Origin of the sequence: Streptomyces sp. NPDC058326 (genome assembly GCF_042879855.1) — a bacterium.
In the GTDB taxonomy this organism is placed as follows: Bacteria; Actinomycetota; Actinomycetes; order Streptomycetales; family Streptomycetaceae; genus Streptomyces.
Window position 1 is genome coordinate 19,824 of record NZ_JBHVZO010000004.1, and the last position, 13,945, is coordinate 33,768.

Annotated in this window: 16 protein-coding genes and 1 pseudogene; 3 read left to right on the plus strand and 14 right to left on the minus strand. The window is 70.9% G+C overall.

Annotation, left to right across the window (positions count from 1 at the left end; translation table 11 throughout):
- Nucleotides 1–21 precede the first annotated feature (21 nt).
- Nucleotides 22–1,347, minus strand: a complete 1,326-nt coding sequence (locus ACFVYX_RS08685) for a PhoH family protein (protein WP_389680628.1) — start codon at nt 1,345–1,347, stop codon at nt 22–24.
- Between the two features lie 307 nt (nt 1,348–1,654).
- Complete coding sequence (locus tag ACFVYX_RS08690; RefSeq protein WP_389680629.1) at nt 1,655–2,416, minus strand: isoprenyl transferase; 762 nt, start codon at nt 2,414–2,416, stop codon at nt 1,655–1,657.
- Nucleotides 2,417–2,543: 127 nt separating this feature from the next.
- Here ACFVYX_RS08690 and mgrA point away from each other — a divergent pair, with 127 nt between their 5' ends.
- Nucleotides 2,544–3,581 carry an L-glyceraldehyde 3-phosphate reductase gene (gene mgrA, locus ACFVYX_RS08695; RefSeq protein WP_389680630.1) on the plus strand — a complete coding sequence of 346 codons (1,038 nt, stop codon included), beginning with the start codon at nt 2,544–2,546 and terminating at the stop codon, nt 3,579–3,581.
- A 275-nt stretch (nt 3,582–3,856) separates the two neighbouring features.
- Here mgrA and ACFVYX_RS08700 read toward each other — a convergent pair whose 3' ends face one another.
- Entirely contained in the window at nt 3,857–4,594 is a 738-nt protein-coding gene (locus ACFVYX_RS08700; protein ID WP_389680631.1) for a prepilin peptidase, read from the minus strand.
- Between the two features lie 40 nt (nt 4,595–4,634).
- Between ACFVYX_RS08700 and ACFVYX_RS08705 the strand changes: the two genes are divergently transcribed.
- Nucleotides 4,635–4,985 (plus strand): DUF192 domain-containing protein, encoded by a 351-nt coding sequence (locus ACFVYX_RS08705; RefSeq protein WP_389680632.1) that lies wholly within the window; start codon nt 4,635–4,637, stop codon nt 4,983–4,985.
- A gap of 85 nt (nt 4,986–5,070) precedes the next feature.
- Here the strand turns inward: ACFVYX_RS08705 and ACFVYX_RS08710 are convergent, their stop codons facing one another.
- Together ACFVYX_RS08710 and ACFVYX_RS08715 are read right to left on the minus strand one after the other, a co-directional pair.
- Entirely contained in the window at nt 5,071–6,198 is a 1,128-nt protein-coding gene (locus tag ACFVYX_RS08710; protein WP_389680633.1) for a mannosyltransferase family protein, read from the minus strand.
- 31 nt (nt 6,199–6,229) lie between these two features.
- The gene (locus tag ACFVYX_RS08715; protein WP_389680634.1) at nt 6,230–6,664 is read right to left on the minus strand and encodes a hypothetical protein; all 435 of its coding nucleotides are present in this window, start codon (nt 6,662–6,664) and stop codon (nt 6,230–6,232) included.
- A 121-nt stretch (nt 6,665–6,785) separates the two neighbouring features.
- Here ACFVYX_RS08715 and ACFVYX_RS08720 point away from each other — a divergent pair, with 121 nt between their 5' ends.
- Nucleotides 6,786–7,718: an endonuclease domain-containing protein gene (locus tag ACFVYX_RS08720; protein WP_389680635.1), complete on the plus strand. Its 933-nt coding sequence runs from the start codon at nt 6,786–6,788 to the stop codon at nt 7,716–7,718.
- On the opposite strand, the gene ACFVYX_RS08725 is transcribed toward ACFVYX_RS08720, so the two are convergent.
- The 9 genes and pseudogenes from ACFVYX_RS08725 to ACFVYX_RS08765 form a co-directional block, all read right to left on the minus strand.
- Complete coding sequence (locus tag ACFVYX_RS08725; RefSeq protein ID WP_389680636.1) at nt 7,715–8,329, minus strand: OmpA family protein; 615 nt, start codon at nt 8,327–8,329, stop codon at nt 7,715–7,717. The two genes, ACFVYX_RS08720 and ACFVYX_RS08725, sit on opposite strands and share 4 nt — an antisense overlap.
- Nucleotides 8,330–8,338: 9 nt before the next feature.
- Nucleotides 8,339–8,908: a hypothetical protein gene (locus ACFVYX_RS08730; protein WP_389680637.1), complete on the minus strand. Its 570-nt coding sequence runs from the start codon at nt 8,906–8,908 to the stop codon at nt 8,339–8,341.
- Between the two features lie 487 nt (nt 8,909–9,395).
- A pseudogene (locus tag ACFVYX_RS08735) lies at nt 9,396–9,551 on the minus strand (pilus assembly protein TadG-related protein); the annotation flags it as partial.
- Between the two features lie 2 nt (nt 9,552–9,553).
- A complete protein-coding gene (locus ACFVYX_RS08740) occupies nt 9,554–9,760 on the minus strand; it encodes a Flp family type IVb pilin (RefSeq protein WP_389680638.1) in 207 nt (68 codons plus the stop codon).
- Between the two features lie 211 nt (nt 9,761–9,971).
- Nucleotides 9,972–10,859 (minus strand): DUF5936 domain-containing protein, encoded by an 888-nt coding sequence (locus tag ACFVYX_RS08745; protein WP_389680639.1) that lies wholly within the window; start codon nt 10,857–10,859, stop codon nt 9,972–9,974.
- 12 nt (nt 10,860–10,871) lie between these two features.
- Nucleotides 10,872–11,813, minus strand: coding sequence for a type II secretion system F family protein (locus tag ACFVYX_RS08750; protein ID WP_389680640.1), 942 nt, complete (start codon nt 11,811–11,813; stop codon nt 10,872–10,874).
- A 40-nt stretch (nt 11,814–11,853) separates the two neighbouring features.
- Nucleotides 11,854–13,200 (minus strand): CpaF family protein, encoded by a 1,347-nt coding sequence (locus tag ACFVYX_RS08755; protein ID WP_389680641.1) that lies wholly within the window; start codon nt 13,198–13,200, stop codon nt 11,854–11,856.
- Complete coding sequence (locus tag ACFVYX_RS08760) at nt 13,197–13,583, minus strand: TadE/TadG family type IV pilus assembly protein (RefSeq protein ID WP_389680642.1); 387 nt, start codon at nt 13,581–13,583, stop codon at nt 13,197–13,199. Before ACFVYX_RS08760 ends, ACFVYX_RS08755 begins: the two co-directional genes overlap by 4 nt.
- The gene (locus tag ACFVYX_RS08765; RefSeq protein WP_389680643.1) at nt 13,580–13,945 is read right to left on the minus strand and encodes a TadE/TadG family type IV pilus assembly protein; all 366 of its coding nucleotides are present in this window, start codon (nt 13,943–13,945) and stop codon (nt 13,580–13,582) included. Before ACFVYX_RS08765 ends, ACFVYX_RS08760 begins: the two co-directional genes overlap by 4 nt.

Here is a 13,945-nt window from a genome sequence, read left to right on the forward strand (position 1 = left end):
TGCGGACCCGTACGAAACGGGTCACATCACACTGTCCTCCAGCATCTCCGTCACGAGCGCGGCGATCGGGGAGCGCTCGGATCGGGTGAGCGTGACATGGGCGAAGAGCGGATGACCCTTCAGTTTCTCGACCACGGCGACGACTCCGTCGTACCGGCCGACCCGGAGGTTGTCCCGCTGGGCGACGTCGTGGGTCAGCACGACCCGCGAATTCGCCCCGATCCGGGACAGAACGGTCAACAGGACGTTCCGCTCCAGGGACTGGGCCTCGTCCACGATGACGAACGCGTCGTGGAGCGAGCGGCCACGGATGTGGGTCAGCGGCAGGACCTCCAGCATCCCCCGGCCGAGCACCTCCTCGATCACCTCGCGGCTCGCGACCGACGACAGCGTGTCGAAGACCGCCTGGGCCCACGGGCTCATCTTCTCGGACTCGCTGCCCGGCAGGTACCCGAGCTCCTGGCCACCGACCGCGTACAGCGGACGGAAGACCATCACCTTCTGGTGCTGACGGCGCTCCAGGACCGCCTCGAGGCCCGCGCAGAGCGCGAGCGCGGACTTGCCGGTGCCGGCCCGGCCGCCCATCGAGATGATGCCGACGTCCGGGTCGAGGAGCAGATCGAGCGCGATCCGCTGCTCGGCGCTGCGGCCGCGGAGCCCGAAGGCCTCCCGGTCGCCGCGGACCAGCCGTACGTTCCCCTCGGCGGTGATCCGGCCGAGCGCCTTGCCCCGCTCGGACTGGAGCACCAGGCCCGTGTGGACCGGAAGCTCGGCGGCCTCCGGCACGTACAGCGACTCCTGGTCGTACAGCAGGTCCACCTGCTCCCCGGAGAGCGCGAGGTCGGACATCCCGGTCCAGCCGTTGGCGTCCGTGATGGCCAGTTCGGCCCGGTACTCCTCGGCGAGGAGCCCGACCGATGAGGCCTTGATGCGCAGCGGCAGGTCCTTGGAGACGACCGTGACGTCGTACCCCTCCGCCTGGAGGTTCCGCGCGACCGCGAGGATCCGTGAGTCGTTGTCCCCCAACCTGTAGCCGGCGGGCAGTACACCGGGGTCGGAATGGTTGAGTTCGACACGCAGGCTGCCGCCCAGGTCCCCGATGGGGAGCGGGGCGTCCAGACGCCCGTACCGCACCCGGAAGTCGTCCAGGAGGCGCAGGGCCTGCCGGGCGAAGTAGCCGAGTTCGGGATGGTGCCGCTTGGCCTCGAGCTCCGTCACCACGACGATCGGGAGCACCACCTCGTGCTCCTCGAAACGAGACACGGCGTTGGGGTCGGCCAGCAGGACGCTGGTGTCGAGAACATAGGTGCGCCGGTCGGAAAGGCGGCGCTTCGTGCTGGTCACCACGGAAGGACAGACCCCCTCGGAAGACCCCTGTGAGGTCGGGGTGCGACGGAACCGGTGTCGCTGCGGAATGGGACCGGGTTCAGGCCGCGATGCGCGGGCCGAACCACGGCCCTCCGCTTCTCCCGTACGTGTCCCGCACGGTCGTCCTGGTGCAAGGGGCCTCCCGGGTGGCGGTCTCCGTGCCGCTCACTTCACCAGGGATATGCCCTCGATCAGGCCTTGCCATGCCAGGGCATATGACGACGTGTTCATGAACACGAGGTGATCGGTTCCGACCGGAACGCGGGCGCTCCGAGGGCGCCCGGTCTCAGGTCCCGTAACGCCGGTGCCTGGCCGCGTAGTCACGCAGCGCCCGCAGGAAGTCGACCTTGCGGAAGGCCGGCCAGTGCACCTCGCAGAAGTAGTACTCCGAGTGGGCGCTCTGCCACAGCATGAAGCCCGAGAGCCGCTGCTCGCCGCTGGTACGGATCACCAGGTCCGGATCGGGCTGACCGCGCGTGTACAGGTGCTCCGAGATGTGCTCGACGTCGACGATCTCGGCGAGCTCCTCGAAGCTCGTCCCCCGGTCCGCGTGCTCCAGGAGCAGCGAGCGGACCGCGTCCGCGATCTCCTGCCGGCCGCCGTAGCCCACCGCCACGTTCACGAGTATCCCCGTGTTGGCGTGGGTGGCCTGCTCGGCCTCCTTCAGGACCGACTGCGTACGGGAGGGCAGCAGGTCCATCGTGCCGACGTGGTTGACCCGCCAGCGGCCGTCGGAGGCGAGCGAGCGCACCGCGTTCTCGATGATGCCGAGCAGCGGCACCAGCTGCTCCTCGGGCCGGTTCAGGTTGTCCGTGGAGAGCATCCAGAGCGTGACGACCTCGACGTCGGTCTCGGCACACCAGCCGAGCAGCTCCTGGATCTTGTCCGCGCCGGCCTTGTGTCCCTGCTCGGGGGTTCCGCCGGACGCCTTGGCCCAGCGGCGGTTCCCGTCGAGGATCACCCCGATGTGCTTGGGCACCTGGGCGTGGTCGAGGCGGCCTTCCACCCGGCGTGCGTAGAGCCCGTACACCAGGTCGCGCAGGTTCACCGTTCTTTACCCCTCTGTGCAGCGGCGGTCCGCCATGCAGCGGCGGTCCGCAAGCCGCCACACTACTGCGCACGGGCGACAGGCTCCCAGCCCGGGACTGTCACAAGTACGTGATAAGCAGAGATACGTGACTGATTCCCCCTTGTACCGCGCCTCCGCCGACCGCTACGACACCATGGAGTACCGCCGCTCGGGCCGCAGCGGCCTCAAGCTCCCGGCGGTCTCGCTCGGCCTCTGGCACAACTTCGGCGACGACCGCGCGCTCGCCACCCAGCGGGCGATCCTGCGCCGCGCCTTCGACCTGGGCGTGACCCACTTCGACCTGGCGAACAACTACGGGCCGCCGCCCGGCTCCGCCGAGCTGAACTTCGGCAAGCTCTTCGCCCAGGACTTCGCGCCGTACCGGGACGAGCTGATCATCTCCACGAAGGCCGGATACGAGATGCACCCCGGCCCGTACGGCGAGTGGGGCTCCCGCAAGTACCTGCTGTCCTCGCTCGACGCCTCCCTGAAGCGGATGGGCCTCGACCACGTCGACATCTTCTACTCGCACCGCTTCGACCCGCACACCCCCCTCGAAGAGACGATGGGCGCCCTGGCCTCCGCCGTCCAGCAGGGCAAGGCGCTGTACGTCGGTGTCTCCTCCTACACCAGCGAGCAGACCGCCGAGGCCGCGCGGATCCTGCGCGCGATGGGCGTCCCCGCGCTCATCCACCAGCCCTCGTACTCGATGATCAACCGCTGGACCGAGGAGGACGGCCTCCTCGACACCCTGGAGGAGGCCGGGATGGGCTGCATCTCCTTCGTGCCGCTCGCGCAGGGGCTGCTCACCAACAAGTACCTGAAGGGCATCCCGGAGGGCTCCCGTGCCACCCAGGGCAAGTCCCTCGACCCGAACCTGCTCTCCGACGAGGTGCTGCGGCGCCTGCACGGCCTCGCGGACATCGCGGAGCGGCGCGGACAGTCCCTGGCGCAGCTGGCGCTGTCGTGGGTCCTGCGGGACGAGCGGATGACCTCGGCGCTGATCGGCGCGTCCAGCGTCGCCCAGCTGGAGGAGAACGTGGCGGCGCTCGCCGGTCCGCCGCTGACCGCCGCGGAGCTGGTGGAGATCGACTCGTTCGCCGTGGACACCCAGGGCACGAACATCTGGGCCGGCCGGGGCTGACGCTCCTGAGGGGGCCGGGAAAAGAAAAAACGGGCCGGTCCGTGGGGGGGATACGGACCGGCCCGAGGGGGGGTTTCCACCATAACCCTTCGATAGTCGTCCTGCGCGCCACGTACGCCGTACGAACCTCGACGAATCTGTCGGATCCCAGTCGGGACAAGGGCTGCGGGGGGCCGTGGCGGGTTTGCGCCCGGCGTGGCGGCGGAGTTCCGTCCCTCCCACGAGGGACCGGACGGGCGGGGCACGACGTTGACGCGGGGAGGCCCCGAGCGGGCTCAGGGAAGCGCGGTGAAGGCGCCGAGAAGCAGACCGAGGAGACCGCCCCCGAGCATGAAGGGCCCGAAGGGGATCGCCGAGGAGCGGCCGGCCCGCCGCAGCAGGACCAGGCCGAGGCCGTAGACCGCGCCGAGCAGGAAGCCCGCGAACGCGCCGACGAAGAGGACTCCCCAGCCGTACCAGCCGAGCGCGGCGCCCAGCGACAGCGCCAGCTTGACGTCGCCGAAGCCGAGACCGCTCGGGTTGATCCAGAACAGCACCAGATAGGCGCCGCCGAGGGTGAGCGCGCCGAGCAGCGCGTGAAGCCAGGAACCCGCGTCGTACGGGAGGAGCTCCGCGGCACCGAGCAGCACCGGGACGGCGGCGGCGAGCGGCAGCGTCACCGCGTCCGGCAGCCGGTGCACGCGCGCGTCGACACCGGCGAGGAGCACGGCGAAGGGCGCGACGAGCAGCCAGACCACCAGCTCGGGCCGGGGCCCGCCGGTGGCGGCGGCGAGCGCGGCGCACACGAGGGCGGTGAGCAGCGGCGCGGTGAGCGGGGCGGCGGTCGTCGCGCAGTCCCGCCGGCCGGGTCCGCCCAGCCACCCGCCCGCAGGCCCCACGAGCACGTGCCCGGCGGGGCAGCGGTCCCGCCACGGCTCCTCGGACGCCACGGAGAGCCGGTACGCGGCCCGCGGCACGAGCAGGCCGACGGCGGCGCCCCAGAGGGCGGCGAGGGCGATCAAGGTGACGTACACGGACCAGACCCTAGGGTCTGGGGCCGCTACGGTCTGGCCCATGGGGAAATGGGAGGACGGGCCGGGAACGCTGACGGCTCCGGGGGCGACGGTGCCGCTGCAGGTCGCGGCCTCGTACCGGGCGCGGCGGCGGGGGCTGCTCGGGCGGGACGGGATCGAGGGGGCGCTGCTGATCGTCCGGACGAACAGCGTGCACACCTTCGGCATGCGGTTCGCGATCGACGTGGCCTATCTGGACCGCTCGTCCACGGTCCTCTCCGTCGTCACCATGAAGCCGGGGCGGCTCGGCATGATCCGGCCGCGCGGCCGGCACGTCCTTGAGGCGGAGGCGGGAGCGATGGCCGGGTGGGGCCTGCGGCCGGGGGTACGCGTGCGCGTGGATGCTCCGTAGTCACGGGGGACGGGGGTCGTGCGCGTGGATGCTCCGTAGTCACGGGGCCGGGGGACGCGTACGCGTGGAGGTTCCCCCGTCATGGTCACGGGGGGCCGGAGCCGAGCAGGGTGAAGGCCCCGTACGCGGCGGAGGCCAGCGCGAGCCCGGCGAGGACGGGCACGACGGTACGGGTCCGCAGCCGCGCGAGGGCGACGGCGGGCGGAAGCAGCAGCCCGAACGCCGGCATCATCAGACGCGGCCGGGAGCCGAAGTACGCGGCGCCGACGAGCGAGACGAACACGACGCCGATGGTGTAGAGGAGCAGGGGCAACGGCTGCCGCTGCCGTACGCACAGGGCGACGAGCCGGCCGAGCAGCGCCAGCGCCGCGCACAGACCGAGGGCGGCGGGCCACGGCAGGCCGAGGATGAACCTGCCGAGGGCGACGCCCCCGTCTATGGAGTTGCCCCAGGCCGCCTGGACGTCGAAGTAGGCGGTCGGACCGCCCTCCCGGACGCCGACGTACACGACGTACCCCAGCCAGCCGAGCGGGGCGATCAGGACCCCGGCCACCGTCCGCGCGGGCAGTCGCCGGTCCCGTACGAGCATGACAAGGGCCGTGATCCCGAGGGCGGCGATCAGCGCGGCGGCCGTCGGCCGGGTGAGCCCGGCGGCCGCGCACAGGACACCGGCCATGATCCAGCGCCCGCGCAGGACCGCGTACAGCGACCAGGCGGCGAGGGCGGTGAACAGCGTCTCCGTGTACGCCATCGACTGGACGAACGCGGTCGGGTACACACCCCAGAGGACGGCGAGCACGACCCCGACGGCGGGGCGGAAGACATGGGCGCCGCACCGGTGGATGCCCCAGGCGGCGGCGAGCCCGGCCGTCCAGGAGATCAGCAGCCCGGCGGTGGCGGCGTCCACGGGGAGGACGGCCGAGAGGCCTCGCTCAAGGGCGGGGAAGAGGGGGAAGAAGGCGAGGTCGGAGTGAACGTCGCCGTCGGGCAGGGTCACCTCGTACCCGTAACCGTGCTCGGCGATCCGCACGTACCAGACGGAGTCCCAGCGTCCCTTGAGCCGGTGCAGCCCGTCCTCGCCGGTCGCCGCGGCGGCGATCGCGAGGACCGCGAGGCCGATGAGGCGGGTGAGGGCATACCCGCCGACGGCGAGGACGGTGGGGCGGCGGAGGCGGTTGAGGCTGCTGGGACGGTCGGGACGGGAATCGGGCATGCGCTCGATTATCCCGGGGCGGCCGGAACGGTCAGCCGAGGGGCCTTATGCGGACGAACTTCGCGGCCATGACGGGACCGAGCTGATGCACGATGGCATGCCCGGGTTCCTGCGGGGAGGGCAGATCACCGAGGAACGACGTCACGATGACCTCGTCGACGCCGAGGACCCCACGGCAGCTCTGCTCCTCCAGGAAGGCGAGGGTGCTGCGCCAGTCGGCCGCGTCCGGGGCCTCGCCGAGGAAAGAACGGACGGTGTCCTGGACGACGTCCCAGAAGAACACGTGCGGCAGTACACCCCCCTGACGGAACACATGGTTCTCGTACACGCCCCGGAACTCCGGGATACGGCTGACGAGATCACCGACCAGCCGAACGCCGGGCGTCTCGCTCCCGGCCTCGCTCGGCGTCCCGTTCGGCGTCACCCTCAGCGTCCCGCCCGGCGTCTCGCGCGGAGTCGTCGTCATCTGTCCAGAATGCTCCCGCCCGGCGCGCTTGTCCCCCGGCTTTGCGCTTTCCTGACGACGGCTTTCGGCAGGTTTTCCACAGGGGGTGCGAAGTGTCCCTCTTCCGTGGATCGTTGGGCGTATGTACGAGTTGGCGATCCTCGCCAGGGGCGGGGTCCTCCTGACGGTCTGGGCGGTCACGGCGGGCTGGCCCCCGGGCCGGCTGGCCGGCCGCCTGCACCGGGACGGCTGGCAGTGGATCTGCCGGGGCGCTTGGGCCGCCCCGGGGAAGGAGGTGGACTGGCGGGTGAGGGCGACGGCCCTGCAGTTCCTGCGTCCGGAACTGGTGTGCAGCCACGGCACGGCGGCGGAGCTGCACCGCATCGAACGCCTCGGAGGCGCACGGCCGTCCGACGTCCTCGACTTCACCGCCGCACGCCCCGCCCACTCGTCCCACGGCGACCGGATACGGGTCCACGCGACCCTGTTCCTCACCGCCCGGGACCGGACGACCCGGCGCGGGCTGCGCACGACGACCCCGGCGCGGACGGTCGGCGACCTCATACGGGGCTGCGGGAGCCGGGAGGAGGCGGTGGTGGTCGCGGACTCGGCCCTCGCACGACGGTCGGTCGGAGGCGTACGGCGAGAGCCACTCGTCCGGTACGAGGAACTCGCCGCCGAACTCTCCCCGCCCCGAAGGGGCGCGGTCCGCGCCCGGGCCTGGCTCCCGCTGACCGAGGCGGCCTCGGGCTCCCCTGCGGAGTCGGTCGCCAGACTGCGGATAGGGGACGCCGGCCTGTTCCCCGAATCGCAACCGGCGCTCCGCACGGCGGACGGACGCCTGCTCCTCCGCCCCGACTTCCTCTTCCGCGCGGAGGGCCTCGCGGTCGAGGTCGAGGGCTACGCCTTCCACGGCACCCGCAGCGCCCACGAACGGGACGTCGCCCGCTTCAACGCGCTGCAGTCCTGCCCGGGGGTGCGCCGGGTTCTGCGGTTCACGGCGGGAGAGGTCTTCCGCCACCCGGACCGCATGACGGCCACGATCCGGGCGGCGCTGGCCTCGCTGTCGCGCTAAGCCCCGGGGGTCGTACGGGGGAAGGAGATCTCGACGCGCCGGTTCTTCTTCCGGCCCTCCTCGGAGCGGTTGTCGGCGATCGGGTAGTCCTCGCTGTACCCACGGATGTCGAAGGCCGTCCCCGGGTCGAGACTCCGCGCGAGCACCAGCTGCACGGCGACGGCCCGCTGCTTCGACAGCTTGAGCCCGTGCTCGTACGTCCCGAGGTTGTCGGTGAACCCGAAGACCCGGACACGACCGGACCCCAGCTTGTTGATCTCTGCGGCGATGGCGGCGATGCGGGAGGTGGCGGCGGGACTCAGCTTGGCGCTGTTCTTCGGGAAGAGCACCTCGGCCTGCAGCGCGAAGGTCACGTCCACGTTGGTGTCCTGCCGCCGCTGCTGCCCGCCCTCCTCCTCGACGATCTGCTTGATGTCGAGGACCTTGGCGGCCGCGAGGGTGGCACCGTCGGGGAGCATGAGGCCGGGGGCGTCGGGATCGATGGCGGGGGGCGGTTCGGCGCTGGCGGCGGAGCCGGGCGGATCGTCGGCGTGCGCGGTGGGCACGGTGAGCGGCCATATGGCCACGGAGACGAGGGCCAGGGCGGCCAGGCGGCGGTTCGTCGTCGTCATGGCGTCGCCTCAGGAGAGCTTGAGGGTGGCGGGTTCGAAGGTGGGGAGCTGGAAGGAGACCTCTGTGGTGGAGGTGGGGGGTGCGGGGAATTGCATGAACACCGGAACGGACTTGCCTCCGCCGAGAATGCTTAGGCCGGTCGTCGTCAGCGGTCGCCCATCCGTGTCCCGGAGAACGTAGTAGCGCTTCTTTCCCTCGGAGTCGAGCAGGGTGGCACCTCCGAGTGAATTGCCGTGCTTCAACAGTTCGGTCTCGTCGCCCCTCATCCGAGGCGGGACGGCCCTGCTCCGGTCGGAGGTGTTCTTCAGTGATCCCTTTATCGTCAGGAAGCCGCCAGCATCACGTTCAACCAAGCTGAGCGTGAGCTCGAACCCGTCCTCCCCTTTGAGTACGGCTAGCGGATCCACAGGCTCCTCAGCAGGAAGTTCCGCCTGCGTCGTCGGGCTCTGAGGCGCATGTGTAGTAGTCGCCGGCTTGTCCGCTTTCGGCTTTTCTTCGGCTCCACAGCCAACCGTGAGCAGAGCCACCGACGCGACTGCGAGGGAAGCCATGCCCCTGCGTGCGTACCGAACGTTCATGAAGCGCGCTTCCTTTACTCGTCGTCGCAGGTCATTCGGACAGCCGTACAGCGAAGAGCTCGACGGCACCAGGCAGGGTCGGATCCTCCAGGTCGATCACCCAGGATTCGTCGCCGCACACCAACCCCACGATCGGGTCGTCTTCGGGTTCTTCGGATGGAGTCGGCGAGGGCTCAGGACTGGGATCTGGAGTGGGCTCCTGCCCCGTAAAGTCGCAGCGCGGCTCGATCACTGCCTCAGCAGACGCCGTTGCGTGCTGCGCCTCCGAGCCGGTCGTAGTTACCGTCACTCGGAATCCGCTAGGAGAGAGAGGCTCACAACGACCAGCCGGGAGGTCAGCCTCGTTCAGGGCCGCGAACTCCGCTGCCCGCGCGCACGCGGCCCCTTCGTCGTACGTCTCTCCCCTAAGGAACTCGCCCCATCGGCCAGGGTCAAGGATGACTTCGAGCCAACCCTCGCGCAGCTGGTCCCGGGCGTCCTGCGCGGCCGCGAGAGCCGCAGCATCGGCTGCAGTCTGGGCACTGTTCCGAGTGAATGCAGCCTGCCCGACGGCAAAGTAGGCAAAGGCAAGGAACAAGAGGCCCGCCACAACGGCGATGTAGACGGGAAACGCCTGCCCCGATTCGCTTCCCCCACCAAGCACCGCTAGCCGGTCAGCTCGGCAATCTTGTTCGTGATCGCGGTCATGATCGTGGTCCCGATGTCCGTCCCCGTGATCGCGATCACGATCGCCACCACCACCACAATGATCCCCAGGTACTCCACCGCCGTCTGCCCGCGGTCCCTCGGCCTTGCCCGAGTGGTCAGTCCGAGCCTGGCCTTCGTCAAGGCCTTCAGCATCGCGTCGTTCATCGTGGTCCCCTCCGCGTTCAGACGCTTGCGTTCGGGCACGGTGGGCCCGGGTCGATGGGTGGGCCTGGTGCCCGGCCGGGAGGCGGGGGCGGTGGTTCGACGTCAGGTCCACCACTCCACCTCCCTCACACTCAGTCCGCACTCTGGCACATCCTGTTGCACGCGCGAAGGCCTTTCCCGCGAATATGTCACCGGCTGAGACATCGGCCGCTCACTCCCCCGTGACCGACCCGAAGTCCGTACCCGTGCCCAGGAAGAGGCCCGCGCCGAGGAGGATCATCGTCGCCGGGACCATCAGGGTCGTGATGACCATGGTCGCCTTGGGGACCGCCTTCGCCGCCTTGCGGCGGGCGTTCTGGGCGTCGGTGCGCCGCATGTCGTTGGCGATCTGGATGAGCGTGTCGACGATCGGGGCGCCGAGTTCCTCGCCCTGCTGGAGGGCGGTGACGAACTGGGCGACCTGTTCGGAGTCGTTTCGGCGGCGCAGTTCGTCGAAGGCCTGGCGGCGACTGACGCCCATGTCCATCTGGCGGAGGGTGATGCGGAGTTCGTCGGCCCAGGGGCCCTCGTACTTCTCCGCGACGCGTTCGAGCGCCTGGCGGAAGCCGAGGCCGGCCGAGACGACGACGGCGAGGACGTCCAGGAAGTCCGGCAGTGTGCGTTCGATCTGGTCCTTGCGGATACGGACCGCCGACCAGATGCCGACCTCCGTCCAGAACGCGCCGAAGGCGAACAGGAGGAGCGCGACCAGGAACGAGCCTCGCGACAGCATGAGCAGACCGCCCAGGACGCCCAGGAAGCCGTAGACCGCCCGACGCGCCCCGTACCGGTCGATGGTCAGTCCGCCGGGGTTTCCGGCGAGATCGATGCGGCGGCGGACCGCGTTGACCCGCTTGGGGCCCATCAGGCGCAGGACCGCCGGTGACCAGCGCATACCCAGGCGGTCCACGGCCGAGTCGACGGCGCCGGTACGGGTCGCGCCGACCTCGAGGGCGAGTTTGAGGTCGTCGGGGAGCCGGGCGTCGGCGCGGTAGAGACGCAGGCCGTAGGCGGCGCCGGTGACGGCGAGGCCGGCGAGGAGGGCGAGGAGGAGGTCCACGGTGGGCAGTCCCTACACGTCGATCTTCGAGAAGCGGCGGATGGCGACGAAGCCGACCACGTACAGGGCGAAGGCGGCGACGACGGCGAACTGTCCGATGCCGGAACTGGTCATGCGGTCGAGGGCGCCGGGCTGCATGTTGTCGATGAGCAGGAGTGAGCCGACGCCGATGACCGGGACGGAGTACGCGGTCATGCTCACCTGGGAGAGCTGGGTGCGGACTTCGCGCCGGGTCTCCTTGCGTTCCTCCAGGGTCTCGGTGAGGTTCCGCAGGGAGGAGACGACGGTGCCGCCGGCCCGGTTGGCGAGGACGAGGGTGGTGACGAGGACGACGAGTTCGCGGGAGGGCAGGCGTTCGGCCAACTCTCCCAGCGCGTCGTCGAGGGAGGTGCCGACGGCCAGCTGCTGGGCCACCTTCTCCAGTTCGACCCCGGCGGGGGCCTCCAGCTCGTCGGCGGCCAGGCTGAGGGCCATCCGGAGGGCGAGCCCGGCCTGGGTGGCGTTGGCCAGGATGCGGGAGAGTTCGGGGAGCTGGTTGATGAACTTCTCGATGCGCTTCTGGCGCTGCCAGCTGAGGTAGCCCATCGCCACCCACACGCCGAGGAGCCCGCAGATCGGGCCGAAGAACGGGGACAGCGCGGCCTGTCCGACGGTCCACAGGACGGCGACGGTCACGGCGAGGGCGACGGTGAACTCGCCGGGGGTGATGTCGAGGCCGGTGGCCGCGATCCGCAGTTCCAGTTTCCGGCCGGGAGCGGTCCTGCGGACGCGCCGGTCGAGGCCCCGGAAGCGGCGTCTGCGGCGGCCCGGGGTCTGGGGCTCGCCGGTCTCGTCGAGCCGGGCGACGAGCGCCGCGTGCCGGCGGGCACCGCTCGCGTACACCTGGACGCCGATGACGCCGAGGACGCAGGCGAGCAGGGTCACGCCCGTGGTCAGCCAGAAGGGGTCGGTCATCGCTCCGCCTCCCGGGTGGCGAGCTGGACGCCGGTCATCGTCATTCCGCCTCTCGGGTGGCCAGGTGGGCGTCGGTCGCGGCCACGCCGAAGGCCTGCGGGACCGGCTGGCCGGCCAGGTAGAGGCGTTCGGCGACCCGCCGGGGCAGCGGGTGGTACGTGAACTGCCCGTACACGCGTCCGTCGGCGGCCACCGGCTGCGCCTGGAAGCGGCAGACCGTCGCGAGCAGGAACCGTTCGCGGCCGTGGGAGGCGAGGACGGAGATCTCGGTGATGCGGCGCGTGCCGTCGGGGTGCCGGGTGAGCTGGACGAGGACGTCGACCGCGCTGTTGATCTGGTCGCGGAGCGCCTCGAACGGCACCTTCACCTCCGACATGGAGGCGAGGGTCTGGAGGCGCATGAGGGCGTCCTCGGCGGAGTTGGCGTGGACGGTGGCGAGCGAGCCGTCGTGGCCGGTCGACATGGCCTGGAGCATGTCGAGGGTCTCGCCGCCGCGGACCTCTCCGACGATGATCCGGTCGGGGCGCATGCGGAGCGAGTTGCGGACGAGGTCGCGGATGGAGATGGCTCCGCGGCCCTCGATGTTGGGAGGGCGGGCCTCCAGGCGGATCACGTGGGACTGCTGGAGCTGGAGTTCGGCCGAGTCCTCGATGGTGATGATCCGTTCGCCGTCCGGGACGAGCCCGGAGAGGGCGTTGAGGAGGGTGGTCTTCCCGGTGCCGGTCGCGCCGGAGACGATCAGGTTGAACTTGGCCTGCACGAGCCCGGAGAGGAGGAGCAGCATCTGCTCGTCGAGGGAGCCGAGGCCGAGCATCTCGTGGAGCGTGTACGCGCGGGGGAAGCGGCGGATGGTGAGCGTCGCCCCGGTGAGGGAGAGCGGCGGGATGATGACGTTGACGCGCTCGCCGGACGGGAGCCGGGCGTCGACCATCGGGTTCGACTCGTCGACGCGCCGGTTGACGGTGGAGACGATCCGCTCGATGGTCTGCATCAGCTGGTCGTGGGAGGCGAAGCGCAGCGGGAGGAGTTCGACGCGGCCGTTGCGCTCGATGAAGATCTGGTCGGGGCCGTTGACCATGATCTCGGTGATGGAGGCGTCTTCGAGGAGTGGTTCGAGTACGCCGAGACCGAGGGCCTCGTCGACGACGCGGCGGATCAGCTGGGAGCGCTCGGCCGTGGAGAGGACGGGGCCCTCGCGGCTGATGATGTGGCCGAGGACGCGTTCGAGGCGGGCCCGCCGCTCGGCCGCCGCGAGCGCGGACATCTCGGTGAGGTCGATCTCCTCCAGGAGCTTGGCGCGGAAGGAGGCGACGAGATGGCTGTCCTCGCGGGCGGCCGCGCCGCCGCCGTGCTCCTCGGGGGAGTTGATCCGGGCGCGCAGGCTCATGGCCCCTCCTCCTGCTCCGGTGACATCGGCATGGTGGCGGTCTTCTCGACTGTTCCGAAGCCGTCCCAGAAGGGGACGACGGAAGGGATCCGTACGGTGACGGTGGCGACGGCCGCGTCCCCGGTGCGGTCGACGCTGACGCCAGTGGCCCAGTCGGCGGCCGCGCGGCCGGCCGCGTCGGCGTCGGGTGCGTTCTCCTCGTCGGCCATGCTCGCGGCCCTCGCCGCCGCGCGGGCCGCCGAGCCCGCCTGCTGGGCGGCGTACGCGGCGACCCCGAGCTGAAGCCCGGCGAGTCCGACGAGGAGCAGGATCGGCAGGAACCCGAGGTACTCGATGGCGGCCTGGCCACGGTCACGGGACCTGGTGCGCGGTGGTCGGCTCATGGTGTGGGCTCCTCCGAGATCGCGCCCGCCCTGCCCTTGACGTCGAAGAGGCCGCCGACGCCCGGGACGAGGACGGGGACCCGGATCGTCACCACCGCGGTCACCACGCCGTCCCCTTCGGAGCAGTGCGGGAGGGCGCCGCTCCTCCACGGGCCGTCCAGGTGCCGCAGAGCCGCCTCGCCGCAGTCGTCGCCGACCGCGGCCGCCCGCGCCGCCTCGTCCGCCGCGTTCCCCGCCAGCGTGTACGTGTACCCGACCAGGACGACCTGCCAGAGCAGCACGAGGGTGAGCAGGATGACCGGCACCATGCCGAGGAACTCGATCGCCACCTGTCCCCTGTCGTCGTCCCGGTAGGTACGCAT

Excerpts from the sequence above, each read along its gene's own strand:
- ACFVYX_RS08760 (WP_389680642.1), bottom strand. The coding sequence starts at position 13,583 with ATGAGCCGACCACCGCGCACCAGGTCCCGTGACCGTGGCCAGGCCGCC.
- ACFVYX_RS08765 (WP_389680643.1), bottom strand. The coding sequence starts at position 13,945 with ATGCGTACCTACCGGGACGACGACAGGGGACAGGTGGCGATCGAGTTC.
- ACFVYX_RS08730 (WP_389680637.1), bottom strand. The coding sequence starts at position 8,908 with ATGAACGTTCGGTACGCACGCAGGGGCATGGCTTCCCTCGCAGTCGCG.
- ACFVYX_RS08715 (WP_389680634.1), bottom strand. The coding sequence starts at position 6,664 with ATGACGACGACTCCGCGCGAGACGCCGGGCGGGACGCTGAGGGTGACG.
- ACFVYX_RS08725 (WP_389680636.1), bottom strand. The coding sequence starts at position 8,329 with ATGACGACGACGAACCGCCGCCTGGCCGCCCTGGCCCTCGTCTCCGTG.
- ACFVYX_RS08720 (WP_389680635.1), top strand. The coding sequence starts at position 6,786 with ATGTACGAGTTGGCGATCCTCGCCAGGGGCGGGGTCCTCCTGACGGTC.
- ACFVYX_RS08750 (WP_389680640.1), bottom strand. The coding sequence starts at position 11,813 with ATGACCGACCCCTTCTGGCTGACCACGGGCGTGACCCTGCTCGCCTGC.
- ACFVYX_RS08710 (WP_389680633.1), bottom strand. The coding sequence starts at position 6,198 with ATGCCCGATTCCCGTCCCGACCGTCCCAGCAGCCTCAACCGCCTCCGC.
- ACFVYX_RS08755 (WP_389680641.1), bottom strand. The coding sequence starts at position 13,200 with ATGAGCCTGCGCGCCCGGATCAACTCCCCCGAGGAGCACGGCGGCGGC.
- ACFVYX_RS08740 (WP_389680638.1), bottom strand. The coding sequence starts at position 9,760 with ATGAACGACGCGATGCTGAAGGCCTTGACGAAGGCCAGGCTCGGACTG.
- ACFVYX_RS08705 (WP_389680632.1), top strand. The coding sequence starts at position 4,635 with ATGGGGAAATGGGAGGACGGGCCGGGAACGCTGACGGCTCCGGGGGCG.